This window comes from Pseudoalteromonas sp. S8-8 (assembly GCF_000497875.1).
GTDB lineage: Bacteria > Pseudomonadota > Gammaproteobacteria > Enterobacterales > Alteromonadaceae > Pseudoalteromonas > Pseudoalteromonas arctica.
This window is the reverse complement of record NZ_AUTR01000033.1, coordinates 16,504-32,868: the sequence shown is the minus strand read 5'-3', so window position 1 is coordinate 32,868 and position 16,365 is coordinate 16,504. Positions and strand designations below refer to the sequence as shown.

Here is a 16,365-nt window from a genome sequence, read left to right as displayed (position 1 = left end):
GCAACGCAATATACAATACATAAATCACTCATCTTCTATGTTCTTATCATCGTTTTTTTCCATGGAATAAATCAAGTATAAACAAGAAATAAAGAATAGAAGTACTGGGGTTTTTGTTGTTAGCGCATTATTGGTAACCGAAGCCCCAAGTAAAACGAACAGTGCCACTTTTGATTGACTGTTGCCTCTGAGTGCTATTTTAACTGAGGTACTATAACAAGTAATTAGGAGTAAAATAGTTGCAATTAATCCAAAGCTTAATATCCAACCAATAATGTAATTTTCTATGGTATTAATACCAATATAAAATTTAATATTTTCCATTATTGAAAGTGAAGCACCAAAAAGCCACTCTGCCAAATTTAATTGCTCAAGGATAATAAACACATCAAACCGAGCCTGAGCACTGCCATCGATATGAAGCTTACTAAGTATACGGGATCCAATTGGAGTGAAAGTGATTACTAATATTGTAAAAATGGATACAAAAAAAGCGAGAGCCTGAATTACAGCAAAACGTATCCTAGAGATTTTAATACCGTTTGAAATAAAGGACGGGACCTTTGGTATTAAAAGTAAAAACATACCTAACAGAAACATTCCAGTTGCTCCTCTTCCACCAAAGGCAAATAGAGCCATAATAACAACCGTAAAGTAAATTAAATAAGGGATACGAGTGTGACGCATCAGTACGGGCGCAAGCGCAGCAGTAATTAGAGCATTATTAAGAGGATGAGTAAGCAAAGCCGAAGATCTAAAATAGCTAAAATTTGAGAATTCAACTGATAGTAGTGTACTACCTAATATAAATTCTAAAATAGCTATTAATGAATTTACAAAGAGTAGATATGCCAGCAATCTTAATAGCTTATTTTTATAAATATGACTTAACTGACTTAATAAATAAATAGCTAACAGCGGGGCAGCCATAGTGTCAACTAAATAAGCCATACCTGATGTACCAAACCTAAATAAACCATAGATTATAACCATAACAATACTTAATACACTTATAAGCCAGGCACTTCTAAGTTCTTTAAGATTTTTTAAAGGTGAAAAAAAACCCTTTCTTAAAGTAAAAAAAGTGAAGGTTAGTATTAAAATATATGTTGATATATGTATTTTAACTAAAGGATTCCCACCTTCCGACACATATTTTATACCTAGATTTTCTAACAAATACCCGCCTAATATAAAAGAAGCTATAAAAACAAAAAATATTGCCCTATATATAGTTTGGCTACTCATTTATTTAACATCCATATTTTGCATTTTTTGTAGTTAAGCAGCATGAGTATAAGTGAAAATATACATATACCAATAATTACATCAAAAATAATATTTAAAATCGGTATATCCATTACTAAAAAATTATAGACACGAAGCTCAGGTAAAAAGATCGCCATGCATATCGTTGAAATAATAATTTTATATACCTGCAGTGGTACAGAGTACCTATATCCTTTTTTAATAGATAAAAATAAAGCCACGCTAAATGAGATCAGACTCGCGATTAAAAAAGCACTTGCAGCGCCGATTAAACCGTAAAGAGGTATTAAGGTAATTAATAAAGTAAGGTTAACGACTAAAGAAAAAACACTAATTTTTGGGAGGTACTTGGTATTTAAGGAAAACTGTAAACCATGGTCTATATAATGTGCTTTTAAATTTACAACAAACACTCCTGCACATAAAATATAAATGATTGTTGAACCTTGCGATAAGTATTCTTCACTAAGTAATAGTTGCATTATCGGTTCTGCTAATAGACAAAAACCAACTAATGCTGGTAATGCAATTAAACATAATAAAGTTAAGTACTCGCCATGAGCTTTATATAATTCAGCCTTATTATTAATTTTTTTTGTTAGTTCAGGGTAACTAGGTAAAGCTACAACCATAAAAATAAGTGCACCAATACCAAGTAAAATATTTGAAATAGCGGCGTAAATACCTGTTTGTGCTAAGTTAAGATGATCTGCAATAAAGTAACGATCTAACCGACTTGATATGGCTGCTACCAACCCACTTGCCATTAATGGTAAACCATATGAAAAAATAGCCTGAGCGTCAGCAGTTCTAAGTTTACTTATACTAAGCTTTAAAGGTTTAAATACGATTGAACCAGCAGCAATATAACTTAAAAATAAGGCACACAGTGCAGACAATGTATCAGGATAAAAAAACAACAACCCTCCTGTAAATACAATAGACATTATGGACTGAGTTAGTACAGCCATCCTATATTGATTTAAACGTTCCATAACTCGTGCTAATTCTAAATAGAACAGATAAAAAGCTTTCGTTAAAAATAGTAAAAATGTAGCTATAAAAGTGTAAAACGTTAATAAATCGGTTAAATACAAACCTAAAATGACTAATGCTAGTGCAGGTAACGTACAGCAAAAAATGATTGAAGTCGCTATAGCGGCAAAGTGCTCATACTCTTCTTCTTTTTTACTAGGGAGTAAACGCAGCATACTAGAATTAACCCACTGGGCAGCCACTGCCCTAACAACTTCTACAGTGAGCAGCATTAGTGCCAACATACCGTATTCCGTCGTCGTTAATAACTTTGTATGTATGCTAATTAAGGCGAAAACACTGCTCGCTGCAAAAATTTGTACTGGCGCATATTTAAGTAATGATTTAAGCATTATTGTACTTCATCTAAAATTCTTACATATAAATTACTATATTGGCTAAAAATCGATTTAATGTTGAATTTAGTTTCGAGAGCACGTTTCGAGTAGTCAACGTTATGCTTTACAACAAGATTATTAATTCTGTCGGGGCTCAGCGAGTCTGAGAAATATAAGACCCCCATTTTTTCAAAGAAAGCTTTCTCATCTTCAAGTATGCCAACCTCAGTAGCAACTAGAGGCAAACCAACGGCTAGCATTTCTAAAGGGGCTAAGCCAAAAGTCTCTTCGCTAGAAGTAAAAACACCTAAATCAGCATCAAGGTATTGCTCAACAATTTGGTTTTTGTTTAGCTTACCTAAAAAGTTCACTTTTCCTTGTAAGCGTAAAGAAGTCACCTGTTTTTTAAGCTGCTCAGTATATAATCTGTCGGAAGCAGGCCCGATAATAGTTAGAGAGGACCCTAAACCACTTTTGACTAATTTATTAAATAAAACGATAGAATCTTCAATCTTCTTTCTTGGTGTTAATAATGCACAGGTCACAAGCTTTATTTCTTTACGCTGATGCTTTATATAGTCAGCTTTAAAATATTCCTTATCAATTGGATTGTGGATTATTTTCGGTTTGAAGCCATCCGCAAATAGTGCTTGCTCTAACTGCTGACCTACGACAACTACAAAGTCTTTTCTTGTTTTTAAAATTAGTGGGATGACTTTCTCATATAAAAAGTTATTAAAAAAACCAACATTACGACGAGCTATTTTTTTATAACTATGAACTGTAACTACTGTTTTACCTGTAAAGCCGCTTCCAATTAATAAACTCCAAAAATGCGTATGAACTAAATCTGGCTCGAGTAATTTTAATAATTTACGAATATGCCAATTTTGCCAAAGAATACCTGGAATTTTTAAGCCAGTTTGCTTACTAGATGCTGGCAACCAAATAAAATCCACGTTATCGGCTAAGTTAATAACTTCACCTGTGTAGGATGTTTTACTCTGCGGATCAAGCCCAATGATAGTAAACTTAAAGCTAGTGTCAGAATGATTAACCAAATATTCGGCAAACATTTGGCAAACACTATCGACTCCACCACAGTTTTCTGTACCCCACTCATAAGTTGAGAGGGGCATAATCAATACTACATGTTGTTTAGGCATAGCTCTTCTTTATAAAACATACTACTAAATTTCTTATTAACAAAAGATCTACGTTGCATGCAGAATCTCCACATAAATTACTTTTAATTAATTTACAGGTAATCATCTTGGCTTCTTAGATTATCCCGCGTGTATCAATAACAACTTTTGAGGCAAATTCTGTTTTATCTGCTGCTTTAAATTGTTTGTGATCTACTAGCACTACTATAATATTAGCTTGCTCTAGTGCGGTTTCTAATGTTGTAAGCTCGACACCTTTTGACGAAAGCTTTTCAGGTAATTCTTGTATATTAGGTTCTACCGCTAAAATTTTACCTACGTTTTGTGTGGCTAGCTCTTGTACTATTTGTAGTGCAGGGCTTTCACGCAAGTCGTCAATATCAGCTTTAAATGCAAGCCCTAAACACGCTATAACTGGGCGTTTAAATTCGTCAGCGGCTTTAGCTATTTTACTTATTACGTAATGCGGTTTTGCATCATTTGTTAAACGCGCTTGTTTAATTATTTTTGCTTCGTCTGGGCAGCTAGCAACAATAAACCAAGGATCAACAGCAATACAGTGTCCACCAACGCCCGGGCCTGGGTTAAGTATATTTACGCGAGGGTGGCGATTAGCTAATTTAACTAATTCCCATACGTTAATTTTAAGCTTGTCACAAATTACAGATAATTCATTAGCAAATGCTATGTTTACATCACGAAATGAGTTTTCTGTTAGTTTTGCCATTTCAGCTGTACGTGCGTTTGTTACGATGCATTCACCACGCACAAATGTTTCATATAATTTTACTGCTTTTTCGCTACACGTTTTACTCATACCACCTATAACACGGTCGTTAGATACCAGTTCTTGTAGTACATAACCTGGTAATACGCGTTCAGGGCAATGTGCGACGTTAATGTCGGCTGCATCGCCTTTATCTTGCGGGAACGATAAATCAGGGCGAGCTTCGCTTAACCATTGTGCTAGTTGCTCTGTTGCACCTACTGGTGAGGTTGATTCTAAAATGACTAAATTGCCTTTTTCGAGTACTGGGGCAATAGTTTTAGCTGCAGATTCTATGTAGCTTAAATCTGCTTTATGATCACCGCTTTCGCTATGGATAAATGGTGTTGGTACTGCAACCATAAATACATCCGCTTTTTCAGGAACAGTTGTAGCCCGTAAATTACCTGTAGAAACAACACCACGTACAATAATATCTAGATCAGGCTCTACAATATGTATTTCACCAGCGTTAATTGTATCAACCGCTTTTTGATTTACATCTAAACCAATAACGTTGATCCCTCTTGAGGCTATTACAGCTGCTGTTGGTAGTCCTATGTAGCCTAAACCTACTACTGATACTGTTTTAATTGTCATTACAAAATCCTTTAAAAAACTTTTTATTGCACGTTAAAGTGTTGTTTAATTTTTGAAATAATACGCTCACACGCTTTCCCATCACCATATGGATTATGTGCTCGGCTCATTGTTTGGTAATCAGCTTGATTTGTTAGTAGGTTTTTAACTTCAGCTATAATTCGATTTTTATCGGTGCCTACTAATTTAACTGTACCTGCAGCAACTGCTTCTGGACGTTCAGTTGTATCGCGCATTACTAAAACAGGTTTACCTAAGCTTGGTGCTTCTTCTTGTACGCCGCCTGAATCGGTTACTATTATGTGGGCTTTACTCATCAGGTATACAAATGGCAAGTAGTCTTGAGGTTCTATAAGCTGTACGTTTTTAACGTCTTTTAAAATACGATTTACAGGTTCGCGTACATTTGGGTTTAAATGCATAGGGTAAAGTACTTGCGCCTCTGGATGTGCAAGTGCTATTTCTGCTAGTGCTTCGCAAATACGTTCAAAACCGCCGCCAAAACTTTCTCGTCTGTGGCCTGTTACTAAAATTAACTTTTTACTTTCGTCTAATTCTGGAAACTTTGCTTTTAGTGTACTTATTAATACTTTATCTGTTTTTACTTTATCAACAACTTGTAATAGTGCATCTATTACGGTGTTACCCGTTATAACTATGTCGTTAGAATTAACGCCTTCGTTAAGTAAGTTTTGCTGTGAAGTATCTGTTGGCGCAAAGTGAAGTTTTGTAATTGCACCTGTTAATTTACGATTACCTTCTTCTGGCCAAGGAGACCCTAAATTACCTGTGCGTAAGCCAGCTTCTACATGCCCAACCGGAATTTGCTGATAAAAAGCAGCCAGGCTTGCTGAAAGTGTTGTACTTGTATCGCCATGAACAAGTATTAGGTCTGGCTTAAACTCTTCTAAAATAGGTTTTAAACCTAAAAGGATGTTTGTAGTTACATCGTATAAGCTTTGGCCTGGTTTCATTATGTTTAAGTCGTATTCTGGTACAATTTCGAACAGGTCTAAAACTTGATCTAGCATTTCTCTATGCTGCGCGGTAACGCATACTTTAGCCTCGAAACCATCAGTTAAATTCAATGCTTTGACTAATGGTGCCATTTTAATAGCCTCAGGACGCGTACCAAATATGCTCAATATCTTAATAGCCATTACTTTCCTTAATTTGAATAATTCAATCTATTAGTTGCTTACAGCAAATAGCTTTTTAACTTGTTGGGTAAATTCCTGACCCATTTGACTCGATTGCATTGCATATTCGACATTAGCAAGCATATAACCTAACTTAGAACCACAATCATGTGACTTACCTCTTAGATGGTATGCTTCTAGAGTTTCCAAATGGCGTAATTGTAATAATGCATCAGTAAGCTGTATTTCACCGCCCGCACCTGGTGGGGTGTACTCAAGCAAATCCCAAATAGCGGTAGATACAACATAGCGCCCTGTAATAGCTAAATTACTTGGCGCTTCGTCGTTATTAGGTTTTTCGACCATGTTTTTAATAGCAGTATTTTCGCCTGCATTTATTTTTTTACCGGCTAAATCAACCACACCATATTGATGCACTTGCTCTTGAGGCACTGGCTCTACCATTACTTGGTTGAAGCCTGTTTTATCGAATCGGTCGATCATTTGGCTTAAATTGTCAGTTTTTGAATTTGATTTATATTTATCGATAATTACATCGGGTAGCATTATCGCAAATGGGTTATTACCAACAATTGGACGCGCTGCTAATACCGCGTGGCCTAAGCCTAGTGGTGCTGATTGGCGCACAGAAATTACCGTTACATCTGTTGGCACTATTGAGCGAACCTCTTCTAGTAGGCTACGTTTTACACGTGCTTCTAGCGTGGCTTCTAGCTCAAAGCTAGTATCAAAGTGATTTTCTATCGAGTTTTTTGAAGCGTGTGTAACCAATACTATTTCTTTTATGCCAGCGGCTACAGCTTCGTTAACTACATATTGAATTAAAGGTTTGTCTACCAGAGGGAGCATTTCTTTAGGGATGGCTTTTGTGGCTGGTAACATACGCGTACCAAGGCCTGCTACAGGTAATACTGCTTTTAAAACTTTCACTTTAATTCCTTTCATTATTTTGCTAACAGCAAAAAAGGGATAACTAAAGCTGAATCCCTTTTAAGCGCTTCACAAGCCTTGTGAGATTGCTATTATACACAACACAATAATGCACTCAATAATTAAAGAGTACTTTTTGATTGTTTTTTTGTTAAATTTATGTTGCATCAAATTCAATTTCATCACACTATTTCAGTACTCTCATACTTTTTGGTGATCTACCTTTTCAAAGCTAGCAATACTATACTAGGCTTAGCTTGTTTGGTTATTTGGAAAAACAGACTTAAAGGAACATTTGTGCGTTTAGGGTTTTGCATTTTATTATTAGTGTCTTTGTTTGTATGTGCACAAGATATGCTTTTGCATTTACGCAATAGCGATATAATTGCGCGCGCTCAAAAACAGTATGGTGATGAGGGCCATAAACGCATTAAAAACTGGTTAAGTTTTATTGATGAATCGGCTGACAAAAGTGAATGGCAAAAAATCCATTTGGTGAATGACTTTTTTAATAAGCACATTAAATACAAAACCGATGATGAGCTTTGGCACCAAAAAGATTATTGGGCCACCCCGCTTGAAAGCTTAGGCGTGGGTATGGGTGATTGTGAAGATTACGTAATTGCCAAATACTTTACGTTAATAGCACTTGGGATTCCCGAAGATAAAGTACGTTTAATGTATGTACGTCAAAAAACAGTTAATCAACCTCACATGGTGCTAATATATATTGAAACTCCTAATCAAATCCCCTTTGTTTTAGGTAACTTTAATACTAAACTACTGCCCGCTAATAAACGCCCTGATTTAACACCTATATATAGTTTTAATGGCCAAGGTTTATGGTTAGCCAAATCAAAAGGGTTAGGCAATAAAGTAAAAAATAGCCGTGGTGTTTCTGCCTGGAACACTATGCTAGAGCGAATTGAACAAGGTGAGCTTGCGCCCGCCAAAAGTGATAAAGGAACACCGAGTTATGTCTCGACTTTTTAAAAATGGATTGAGTTTAAAAACCCAAGTATATGGCCTTATTATATTGATTTCGGTACTTTCGTTTTTTGTACGCGTAATTACTGACGTTGATACCACTCGCCAATACTTACAAACGCAAATGGGTAGCCACGCGCAAGATACAGCAACAAGCTTAGGGCTCTCTATTTCACCCTACCTTGAAGAAGATAGCTTAATGATTGCCCAAACCATGGCAACCGCTATTTTCGACTCAGGTTATTACAAACAAATAAAATTTACTAACGCCGATAGTAACGTGGTATTTAACCTAACAAGCCCAAAACGCGTTGAGTCTGTACCTAATTGGTTTATTACAGCAGTAAAGCTCAAAGCCCCTACTATGCAATCAGAATTAAACAATGGCTGGATTATGGCTGGAGTGCTTGAAGTAACAAGCCATGTTGGGCAATCGTATTTAACGCTATGGGAACATACTAAACGCAGCTTTTATGGTTCTTTATTATTATTAGTAGCGTCGCTTGCTGTAGCATATTTGATATTACGTGCTGTATTCAAACCTTTAAAAGCAGTAGAGAACCAAGCTCACCTGGTAACGCGTAAACGCTTTACATTAAACGACGAAATACCTGTTGCGCGCGAGCTGCGTACTGTAACTAAAGCCATAAATAATATGGTAATGAACCTACAAAGCACCTTTGACTCTTTAACAAAGCAAACACAAGCACTTACCGATGAAGTATATGTAGACTCACTCACAGGGCTGGGTAACCGCCGTTCGTTTGAGAACCACTTTAATTCAGTGGTTGACACCATTACTAGCGACACTCCAATCACTGCAATGATGATTACTCTCCCCTCACTTGCTAATATTAACCAAACTGTAAGTTACCAAGATGGTGACGAGCACGTACATGATGTAAGCGTTACTTTGCAAAATGTAATTGGTGCTTTAACTAATTCTAAAATATTTAGACTTAACGGTAGTACTTTTATTGCTTTAGCACCATTCGATATGCAATTTTTAAATAGAACACGCCTCGATATAAATGATGCTTTTAGTAAACAAAAAAATAGCTTACACGTAAATGGTTTTGCTAACTTAGCGTTAGTAATTGTTGATAAAGGCTCGTCTATTGGGAGTGTACTTTCAGCGCTTGATACTGGCTGTACTATTGGCGATTCGGCTGTAAATAAAGTAGATAAAGATACTTTGTTTAGTGTTAAAGAGTGGCGTTCGCTTATTAAATCAATTATTGCTACTGGTGAAGTTAGTTTTTCGGTGCAGCCAGTTAAACGCACTAAATCAGAAAACAAGCAGTGCTACTTTGAGGTGTTTGCTCATTTTACACATGAAGGCGAAAAGGTTAATAATGGCCATTTATTTGCTATGGCCGAAAAGCTTAACTTAACCGAAGAGTTAGACAAAAAAATAATTCGTAACTTTGTAAATGTTAAAGAGCAACACCCAGACGATACATTTGCGTTAAATATTAGTAAAGCTTCGTTGTATTCAACTGACTTTATTGAATGGCTTACTCTTTATGCTCACACTAAACCAATTATTAAAACAAACTTGGTTTTTGAATTGCATGAAATTAGCTTACTTTATAACGTGCATGTTGCCTCTTTACATATAGATACAATAAAAGATATTGGCATAAGTGTGTGTGTTGAACACTTTGGCACTAGTTTAACCTCGTTTAGATACTTGCAAGGGTTAGATATAGAATATATAAAAATAGATGGTAGCTATATTCAAGATTTGTTAGATAACACCCAAAGCCAATTTTTTATTCAAACAGTTAATAATATTTGTCATGGCTTTGGTATTAAAGTTTTAGCTTGTTTAATTGAAAAACCTGAAACTTTAAAGGTACTTGAAGGTTTAGGTTGCGATGGCGTACAGGGCAATTTAATAATGCCCCCCTCTAAAATACTAAAAACTAATAATAATGGCGTAAATAAAGAGTTTACTTTTTGCACCGATACGCTAAAATTTTGTAATTAGATAATTTCTTAAAGGGACACAAGATGAAATCACTTTTATTTGCTAGTTTATTTGTTAGCGTATCTGCATTTGCAACGTTTCCAGTTTATGCACAATCAGACAATGATGTAATAGTACAGACTGATAACCTTAATACGTTAATTAATATTTTAAATAATGCATCTGCAGATATACCTTCTGAAGAACTACAAAAAAAATTAGTTGCTGCTATTGAACAACTATGTCAGAACACTGCTCCATTGGATTTAGACTCCCCAATAGCTAATGGAACTTGCTCGCCTGAACAACTTGATATAATAATGAATGCAGTAATTGCCGCAATTGGCGTAGATAGTCCATTTATTTCAGACTTTTTAGCTGCGTTAGTAACTGCAGGTGTTGATAGCGATGCAGTAACGCTTGCCGCGATTACTGCTGGAGTTGATGCCACAATAGCTTCGGAGGCCACTGCAGCTGGCCCAACTGAGCCTACAGCACCAACTGGCCCTGTAATTGTAAACCTACCAACAATCCCACTACCGCAAGGTGCTGGCGGTACTGGTGGCGATGCAGGTATATCTGAAGTCGGCAACTAACAGTTATCTAAATAATAATAACGCGGCCTTTGGGCTGCGTTTTTATTTTAGACCCATTACTTTAAGCTCCTACCTTTTAGCTCCTTGTTTGAGAATCCTGTGAATCGTTTTATATTTTTTTTACTATGCGCTATTTTATTTTTGCTGCCCTTACCATTAGGGAGTTACCGCCCTTGGGCAATTTTAGCAATGGGGATCTTAATTAGTGCTACCTTTTTCATCCATTTAGTTTACAGCAGTATTAATAACGATCAGCCTTTATACCCACCTTTATATTCTTGGCCCTTATTTACTGTACTCAGTATAGTGGCGGGCGTATGCGCAGTACAAATATTTACCGTAAGTGTTGACCCGTTTCAAACTAAACAAATGCTTATTAAAACAAGTTTTATGATTTTATTTTGCTGGCTATTATTTATTTATTGTAATACTGAAAAGCGTATTAAAAATTTAATATATGCAATTATAAGTGCCGGTGTGTTTCAGGCTTTGTATGCCACTTATTTAAATTTATCGCCAGATATAATTAGCCCGTTATTTGGCTATAAACATACCGAACGTGCTATTGGTACGTTTACTTATTCTAACTTTTTAGCAAATTTTTTAGCTTTATGTTTATGTTTGGGTATTGGTGTTTTAGTTAGTGAGCTAAAACGCTCTACTAGCGATTACAAACAAACATTAAAACAAACGCTTCGTGCGTGGACAGAAATACTTTTAAGCTCAAAAATAATTTTACGTATTTCGTTAATTATTATTATTGTTGCGTTAATTTTAACGCGTAGCCGTATGGGTAACTCTGCATTTTTTATTGCATTAATGGTTGTTAGCTTACTCGCGTTTTTTATTTACAGGCAAAAACCTAAAGCGTTTAAGCTACTTATAGTTAGTTTTTTTATAATCGATTTAATTATTATTGGCGCTATATTTGATGTAGAAAAAGTTAAACAGCGTATTAGCGAAACCAGTATTTCATCAGAAACCCGCGACGAGGTTGTACGTGATTCAATACAGCTCATTTTAGATAAACCTTTGTTGGGCTCTGGTGGTGGTACATTTTATACTGCGTTTCCGGCGTATCAGTCTGAGCCTTATTCGGGTTATTACGATAATGCTCATAACGATTACATACAGTTTGCAGTAGAGCTGGGTATACCCACTACAGCGACACTGGGCTCACTTATACTTTATTGTTTATGGTTATGTATAGCGACTATTAGAAAGCGTAAAACAGCGTTGTTTCAGGGCGTTGCTTTTGGTTGTGCCATTGCAATTATAGATATGCTGCTGCATTCGTTGGTAGATTACTCTTTACAAGCGGGTGCAAACTCTATGTTGTTTATGACTATTTTATGCTTGGCAATATTAAGTAGTAAATTACCCGCGTCTAAACGAAGCCGAAAAGAGCATGGTTAAATACAAAGCTAAGTAATTACCTAATATAGTGATTAGAGGCTGCGCTTCTCACGCGAGCAAGCTCTGCTTCTACCGCCGAGGTTCAATTTACGGTTAACTTGTTAGCGTGACAAGCAAAGCCTGTAATAAGTAATTTATGCACTAAGAGGTTAAGAGGCGCTGCGCTTTTAGAGAAGGGAATGAACACAAAATGCAGTTTTGCTGGTATTATGCCTTTTCATCTACCCCCTCTTTGTGCAAATAGACCTTTGATTGATTTTATTAGTAAATAGATCAACAAACGAGTGACAACTTAATAGATTGCTTCATATAGTCTTCAATTTTGCTATTTTATTTGTACTACACTTAATTCTTATTTTAAAACTGTTTCTTAGTTAATTAAATGCTTGTAGATTAAGCAAAAGGATACCTATGGATACTGATACATTAACAAAAACGGTAATAGGTTGCGCTATAGAAGTACACAGGAATTTAGGGCCTGGCTTATTAGAATCAAGTTACGAAGCTTGCTTAATATATGAATTAAGTAAAATTGGCTTATCTGCTAAAAACCAAGTTGAGCTACCGATATATTATAAAGATCAATATATAAATACAGGTTACCGGTTAGATATTTTATTGCCTAATAAATTAATAATTGAACTAAAGGCGGTTGATAAGCTTCTTCCAATTCACTCTGCACAATTAATAACTTATATGAAACTTTCAGAAATAAGTACTGGTTTACTAATAAACTTCAATGTTCTAAAGCTAGTCGATGGCATAAAGCGCTTTAATTCATAAAAATTATTTACTTAGGTTTTAAGTCGTTATCCAAAGGGCTATAAGTAACTGTACATTAAATTTTTAAGCGATTTATTCACAAAGAGATTATGAGGCGCTGCGCTTTTAGAGAAGAAAATAAACACCGAAACTGTATTCTGATTGGCATTGTGTCTTCTCATTTACTCCTCTTTCGCTTCTCTTTGTGCAAATAGATTTTTAGCTGATTTTTAAATAAATTAAGCGTTGCTTTCGTAACAACCTTACCCCGTGTAAGTAATTTATTCACTAAGAGGGTATGAGGCGCTGCGCTTTTAGAGAAGAAATAAAACCGATAATATATCCTGATTGGCATTATGTCTTCTCATTTACTCCTCTTTCGCTTCTCTTTGTGCAAATAGGTTTTTAGCTGGTTTTTAAATAAATTAAGCGTTGCTTTCTTAACAACCTTACTCCGTAATTAGTAATTTATTCACAAAGAGGTTATGAGGCGATGCGCTTTTAGAGAAGAAAATAAACACCTAAACTGTATTCTGATTGGCATTGTGTCTTCTCATTAACTCCTCTTTCGCTTCTCTTTGTGCAAATAGGCCTTTAATTATTGATTAAAAATTACTGTTCTTCTAAATCAAACTCAGTTAAATGACCATCGCCGTGTATAAGCTGGTAGCGGGCTAAATTTCCTTGTTCTAGTATTATTAAACTAATAGCTGAGTCGCTTACTAAGTATTTTTGCCCTTCACCTATGGTTTGATGCTTATCTACTTCCATATGCCAGCGTTTGGTAAAAAAGTTTAAGGGACTTTTTGGGCCGTATAGAATTGAATCTAGTTTATCGAGTATGTTTATTAACTTACGCGGAAACTCGTTTTTAATACCGCTGGCGGTAAGTTGCCAAATTCGATTGGGATGATCGCCAAAACGCTTTTGCACCGAAAAGCAAAATGAGTAATGCACGTCTCCCGATAAAATAAGGGTTTCGTTTGGGGTGTCGGTTCGTCTAAAAGTATCGAGTAGCTTTTTGGCTGAACCTTCGTGCGCCATCCAGTTTTCTACGTCTACCATGAGTGGTTGGCCACATATGTTAAACATGGCTTGAATGGCTTCTATTGATTTAACACCAAATACAGGAGCTGGCGATACAATAATAACTTGGTCGTGGCTTAATAGGCTTTCCTCAAGCTCTGTGAGGCGTTCCCAATCAAGTAGACCTGACGGCTCATTAAAGTTTTGCTCATTTCGCCAGCGATGCGTGCGCGTATCAAGCACCACTACTTTGGGTATTGTAGTAAGTTCGTAATGCCAAAAGCTAAAGTCGTTTAATGGTTTATCAAATGCTTTAAACTGCCATAAATTATTAGCAGTACGGCTTTGCTTAAAAGGTGTCAGTAGCTCGCCTGTTTTATTTAGTGCATCGTTCCCCATTCCCTGAAAAAGCCAATAACTAATTAAACCGTTATTAATGATTCGTTTACTACTTGGGTTTTCATTTATAGCTTGCTCCCACCCAGCGGTGAGGTTCCAATCATCGGTTACATCGTGATCGTCAAACATCATTAGCGTCGATACATTGGCAAACAACCGCTCTACTTCACTTAAGCCTTTTGCATAATCAATCAATGCTGTTTTTTCAGCGTTAAAAATAGTTTTGTTTTGCTCGCTTTGACCTAAATACGTTGTTTTTTGTATATCGACGCATTGCCAAGCAGCAGCACTAAAATTTAATAAATAAAGTGCTATATATTCTTCAAAATGGATGAGGTGGTTATACGCTTTAACACTTGAAAAGTGAGGTTCGTCTTTTTTTAGCCAATAACCTATACCTAACTTTGAGCGTTTTTGCCACGGCGTTTTTGGTAAGAACAAATGGCGATTATAAAGTTGCTCATTTATGTTGGCGGGTAGCTCAATGGCAAGTGGTTGCTCTTTATAGATACCTAACGCTTTAATTAACTGATGAATAGCTAATAACATGGGCCCTGCTACATCATCGGCATAAACCTGATCACCGCTCAGTAATAATAACTGTGCGCCTTGGTTATTATTACCGCGCTGAGTATTTTGCCAGTGACTTGCAGACACTAAGCTGTCTTTTGCTGGATGATGTGCATTACGGCACGAGCCATGCAAAATATCGCTGAGTTTATTAGGGATTACAAATGCAGGCGTTGTTTGATTGCTATAGCACCAAGGCGATAAATCCATTGCTGTATCGTCAATTACAAGCTTATAGCTTAATAAGCTATCGACAGGGAGTTTGTTGTCTATTGGCTTTATAATGACGAAATGCAGGTATAAATGTTCGCCTAAAGAAACAGTGTGTTGATCGCTATAACATTCATGATTTATAAGTGTAATTTGGCAATTTGCAGGCTTGGAGGTAGCAAACTGAATGCAGACTCCAGTTTGATCTGCACGGCGCACCATTGGCCCCATTAGTAAAATAGGAAGGTTTGCCGTGTGAGAAATCATGTATTTAGCCTTTAGCTGCTAATTTAAATAAAGAATAAAAGTTCTCGGTAGTGGCTTTAGCCAGTTCATTAAAGCTAATGCCTTTAAGCTCGCTAATGTAATAAGCAACATCTTCTACGTACGCTGGCTGATTTGTTTGCCCACGATACGGTACCGGTGCTAAATAAGGCGAGTCGGTTTCTATTAGTAATCTATCTAGCGGTATTTGTTTTACTACTTCTTTTAGCTCAATAGCATTTTTAAAGGTCACAATGCCCGAAATAGAAATATAAAAACCCATGTCTATCGCTTTTTTAGCCATATCCCAGTCTTCAGTAAAACAATGTAGTACACCACCGCAGTTTTCGGCCTTGTGCTCACGCATTAAATTAATGGTGTCGGCGCGAGCATCACGAGTATGAATAATTAACGGTTTTTGTAATTCGTTAGCTACTTCAATATGTCCAACAAAACTTGCTTGCTGCACTGCGTGAGTATCTTTTGAATAGTAGTAATCAAGGCCCGTTTCGCCAATAGCGACGACTTTTTCGTGTGAGGCTAAGTCGATTAGTTGCTGTTTATTAAGGGCGTCTTTTTGATCAAGTGGATGTACACCGCATGAGGCTGAAACATCGTCGTAGTGCTTAATTTTATCGAGCATGCTTGGAAACTGATCAAGCGTTACGCTTACACATAAAAAGTGCTCTATTTGCTTTTCACGCGCTTTATCAAGAACTTGGTCAAGGTTTAAGTCTAATTTATCAAAATCAAGACGATCTAAATGGCAATGAGAATCTACAATCACTATAAGGCCTGTATTATGTTCAGGGTTTAAATTTGTTCGTTTAATTTATTATGTTAGAAATTAAAAGAACCCAATATAGGGCGGCGTTAATCTCAATGAAAAACCGACCCTA

The 16,365-nt window shown here is 36.3% G+C and carries 13 protein-coding genes; 5 read left to right on the top strand and 8 right to left on the bottom strand.

Features of this window, described 5'->3' with window-relative positions:
* Positions 1-24: 24 nt before the first annotated feature.
* The 6 genes from L659_RS0109540 to galU form a co-directional block, all read right to left on the bottom strand.
* Positions 25-1,248: a VpsF family polysaccharide biosynthesis protein gene (locus L659_RS0109540; protein ID WP_024590382.1), complete on the bottom strand. Its 1,224-nt coding sequence runs from the start codon at positions 1,246-1,248 to the stop codon at positions 25-27.
* Positions 1,245-2,657 carry a lipopolysaccharide biosynthesis protein gene (locus tag L659_RS0109535; RefSeq protein WP_024590381.1) on the bottom strand — a complete coding sequence of 471 codons (1,413 nt, stop codon included), beginning with the start codon at positions 2,655-2,657 and terminating at the stop codon, positions 1,245-1,247. Before L659_RS0109535 ends, L659_RS0109540 begins: the two co-directional genes overlap by 4 nt.
* Positions 2,657-3,808: a VpsD family glycosyltransferase gene (locus L659_RS0109530; RefSeq protein ID WP_024590380.1), complete on the bottom strand. Its 1,152-nt coding sequence runs from the start codon at positions 3,806-3,808 to the stop codon at positions 2,657-2,659. Before L659_RS0109530 ends, L659_RS0109535 begins: the two co-directional genes overlap by 1 nt.
* Before the next feature lie 115 nt (positions 3,809-3,923).
* Complete coding sequence (gene wecC / locus L659_RS0109525; RefSeq protein WP_024590379.1) at positions 3,924-5,174, bottom strand: UDP-N-acetyl-D-mannosamine dehydrogenase; 1,251 nt, start codon at positions 5,172-5,174, stop codon at positions 3,924-3,926.
* Between the two features lie 23 nt (positions 5,175-5,197).
* Entirely contained in the window at positions 5,198-6,334 is a 1,137-nt protein-coding gene (gene wecB, locus L659_RS0109520) for a non-hydrolyzing UDP-N-acetylglucosamine 2-epimerase (protein WP_024590378.1), read from the bottom strand.
* A gap of 30 nt (positions 6,335-6,364) precedes the next feature.
* On the bottom strand, positions 6,365-7,264 hold the full coding sequence (gene galU / locus L659_RS0109515; protein WP_024590377.1) for a UTP--glucose-1-phosphate uridylyltransferase GalU: 900 nt from the start codon (positions 7,262-7,264) through the stop codon (positions 6,365-6,367).
* A gap of 297 nt (positions 7,265-7,561) precedes the next feature.
* On the opposite strand from galU, the gene L659_RS0109510 reads away from it, so the two are divergent.
* From L659_RS0109510 to L659_RS0109490, 5 genes are all read left to right on the top strand, one after another.
* Positions 7,562-8,257 carry a transglutaminase-like cysteine peptidase gene (locus L659_RS0109510; protein WP_024590376.1) on the top strand — a complete coding sequence of 232 codons (696 nt, stop codon included), beginning with the start codon at positions 7,562-7,564 and terminating at the stop codon, positions 8,255-8,257.
* A complete protein-coding gene (locus L659_RS0109505; protein ID WP_024590375.1) occupies positions 8,241-10,244 on the top strand; it encodes a bifunctional diguanylate cyclase/phosphodiesterase in 2,004 nt (667 codons plus the stop codon). Before L659_RS0109510 ends, L659_RS0109505 begins: the two co-directional genes overlap by 17 nt.
* Positions 10,245-10,267: 23 nt before the next feature.
* Complete coding sequence (locus tag L659_RS0109500) at positions 10,268-10,819, top strand: hypothetical protein (RefSeq protein ID WP_024590374.1); 552 nt, start codon at positions 10,268-10,270, stop codon at positions 10,817-10,819.
* 99 nt (positions 10,820-10,918) lie between these two features.
* Complete coding sequence (locus tag L659_RS0109495; RefSeq protein WP_024590373.1) at positions 10,919-12,235, top strand: O-antigen ligase family protein; 1,317 nt, start codon at positions 10,919-10,921, stop codon at positions 12,233-12,235.
* A gap of 411 nt (positions 12,236-12,646) precedes the next feature.
* Complete coding sequence (locus L659_RS0109490) at positions 12,647-13,018, top strand: GxxExxY protein (protein WP_024590372.1); 372 nt, start codon at positions 12,647-12,649, stop codon at positions 13,016-13,018.
* A 591-nt stretch (positions 13,019-13,609) separates the two neighbouring features.
* Here L659_RS0109490 and L659_RS0109485 read toward each other — a convergent pair.
* A complete protein-coding gene (locus tag L659_RS0109485; protein WP_024590371.1) occupies positions 13,610-15,469 on the bottom strand; it encodes an alkaline phosphatase D family protein in 1,860 nt (619 codons plus the stop codon).
* A gap of 4 nt (positions 15,470-15,473) precedes the next feature.
* Positions 15,474-16,253 (bottom strand): TatD family hydrolase, encoded by a 780-nt coding sequence (locus tag L659_RS0109480; RefSeq protein ID WP_024590370.1) that lies wholly within the window; start codon positions 16,251-16,253, stop codon positions 15,474-15,476.
* Positions 16,254-16,365: the final 112 nt, after the last annotated feature.

Bases quoted from the DNA above. Each gene is read 5' to 3' on its own strand.
- L659_RS0109485 (WP_024590371.1), bottom strand. From the start codon at position 15,469: ATGATTTCTCACACGGCAAACCTTCCTATTTTACTAATGGGGCCAATG.
- wecB (WP_024590378.1), bottom strand. From the start codon at position 6,334: ATGGCTATTAAGATATTGAGCATATTTGGTACGCGTCCTGAGGCTATT.
- L659_RS0109500 (WP_024590374.1), top strand. From the start codon at position 10,268: ATGAAATCACTTTTATTTGCTAGTTTATTTGTTAGCGTATCTGCATTT.
- L659_RS0109530 (WP_024590380.1), bottom strand. From the start codon at position 3,808: ATGCCTAAACAACATGTAGTATTGATTATGCCCCTCTCAACTTATGAG.
- L659_RS0109540 (WP_024590382.1), bottom strand. From the start codon at position 1,248: ATGAGTAGCCAAACTATATATAGGGCAATATTTTTTGTTTTTATAGCT.
- L659_RS0109535 (WP_024590381.1), bottom strand. From the start codon at position 2,657: ATGCTTAAATCATTACTTAAATATGCGCCAGTACAAATTTTTGCAGCG.
- L659_RS0109505 (WP_024590375.1), top strand. From the start codon at position 8,241: ATGTCTCGACTTTTTAAAAATGGATTGAGTTTAAAAACCCAAGTATAT.
- L659_RS0109490 (WP_024590372.1), top strand. From the start codon at position 12,647: ATGGATACTGATACATTAACAAAAACGGTAATAGGTTGCGCTATAGAA.
- wecC (WP_024590379.1), bottom strand. From the start codon at position 5,174: ATGACAATTAAAACAGTATCAGTAGTAGGTTTAGGCTACATAGGACTA.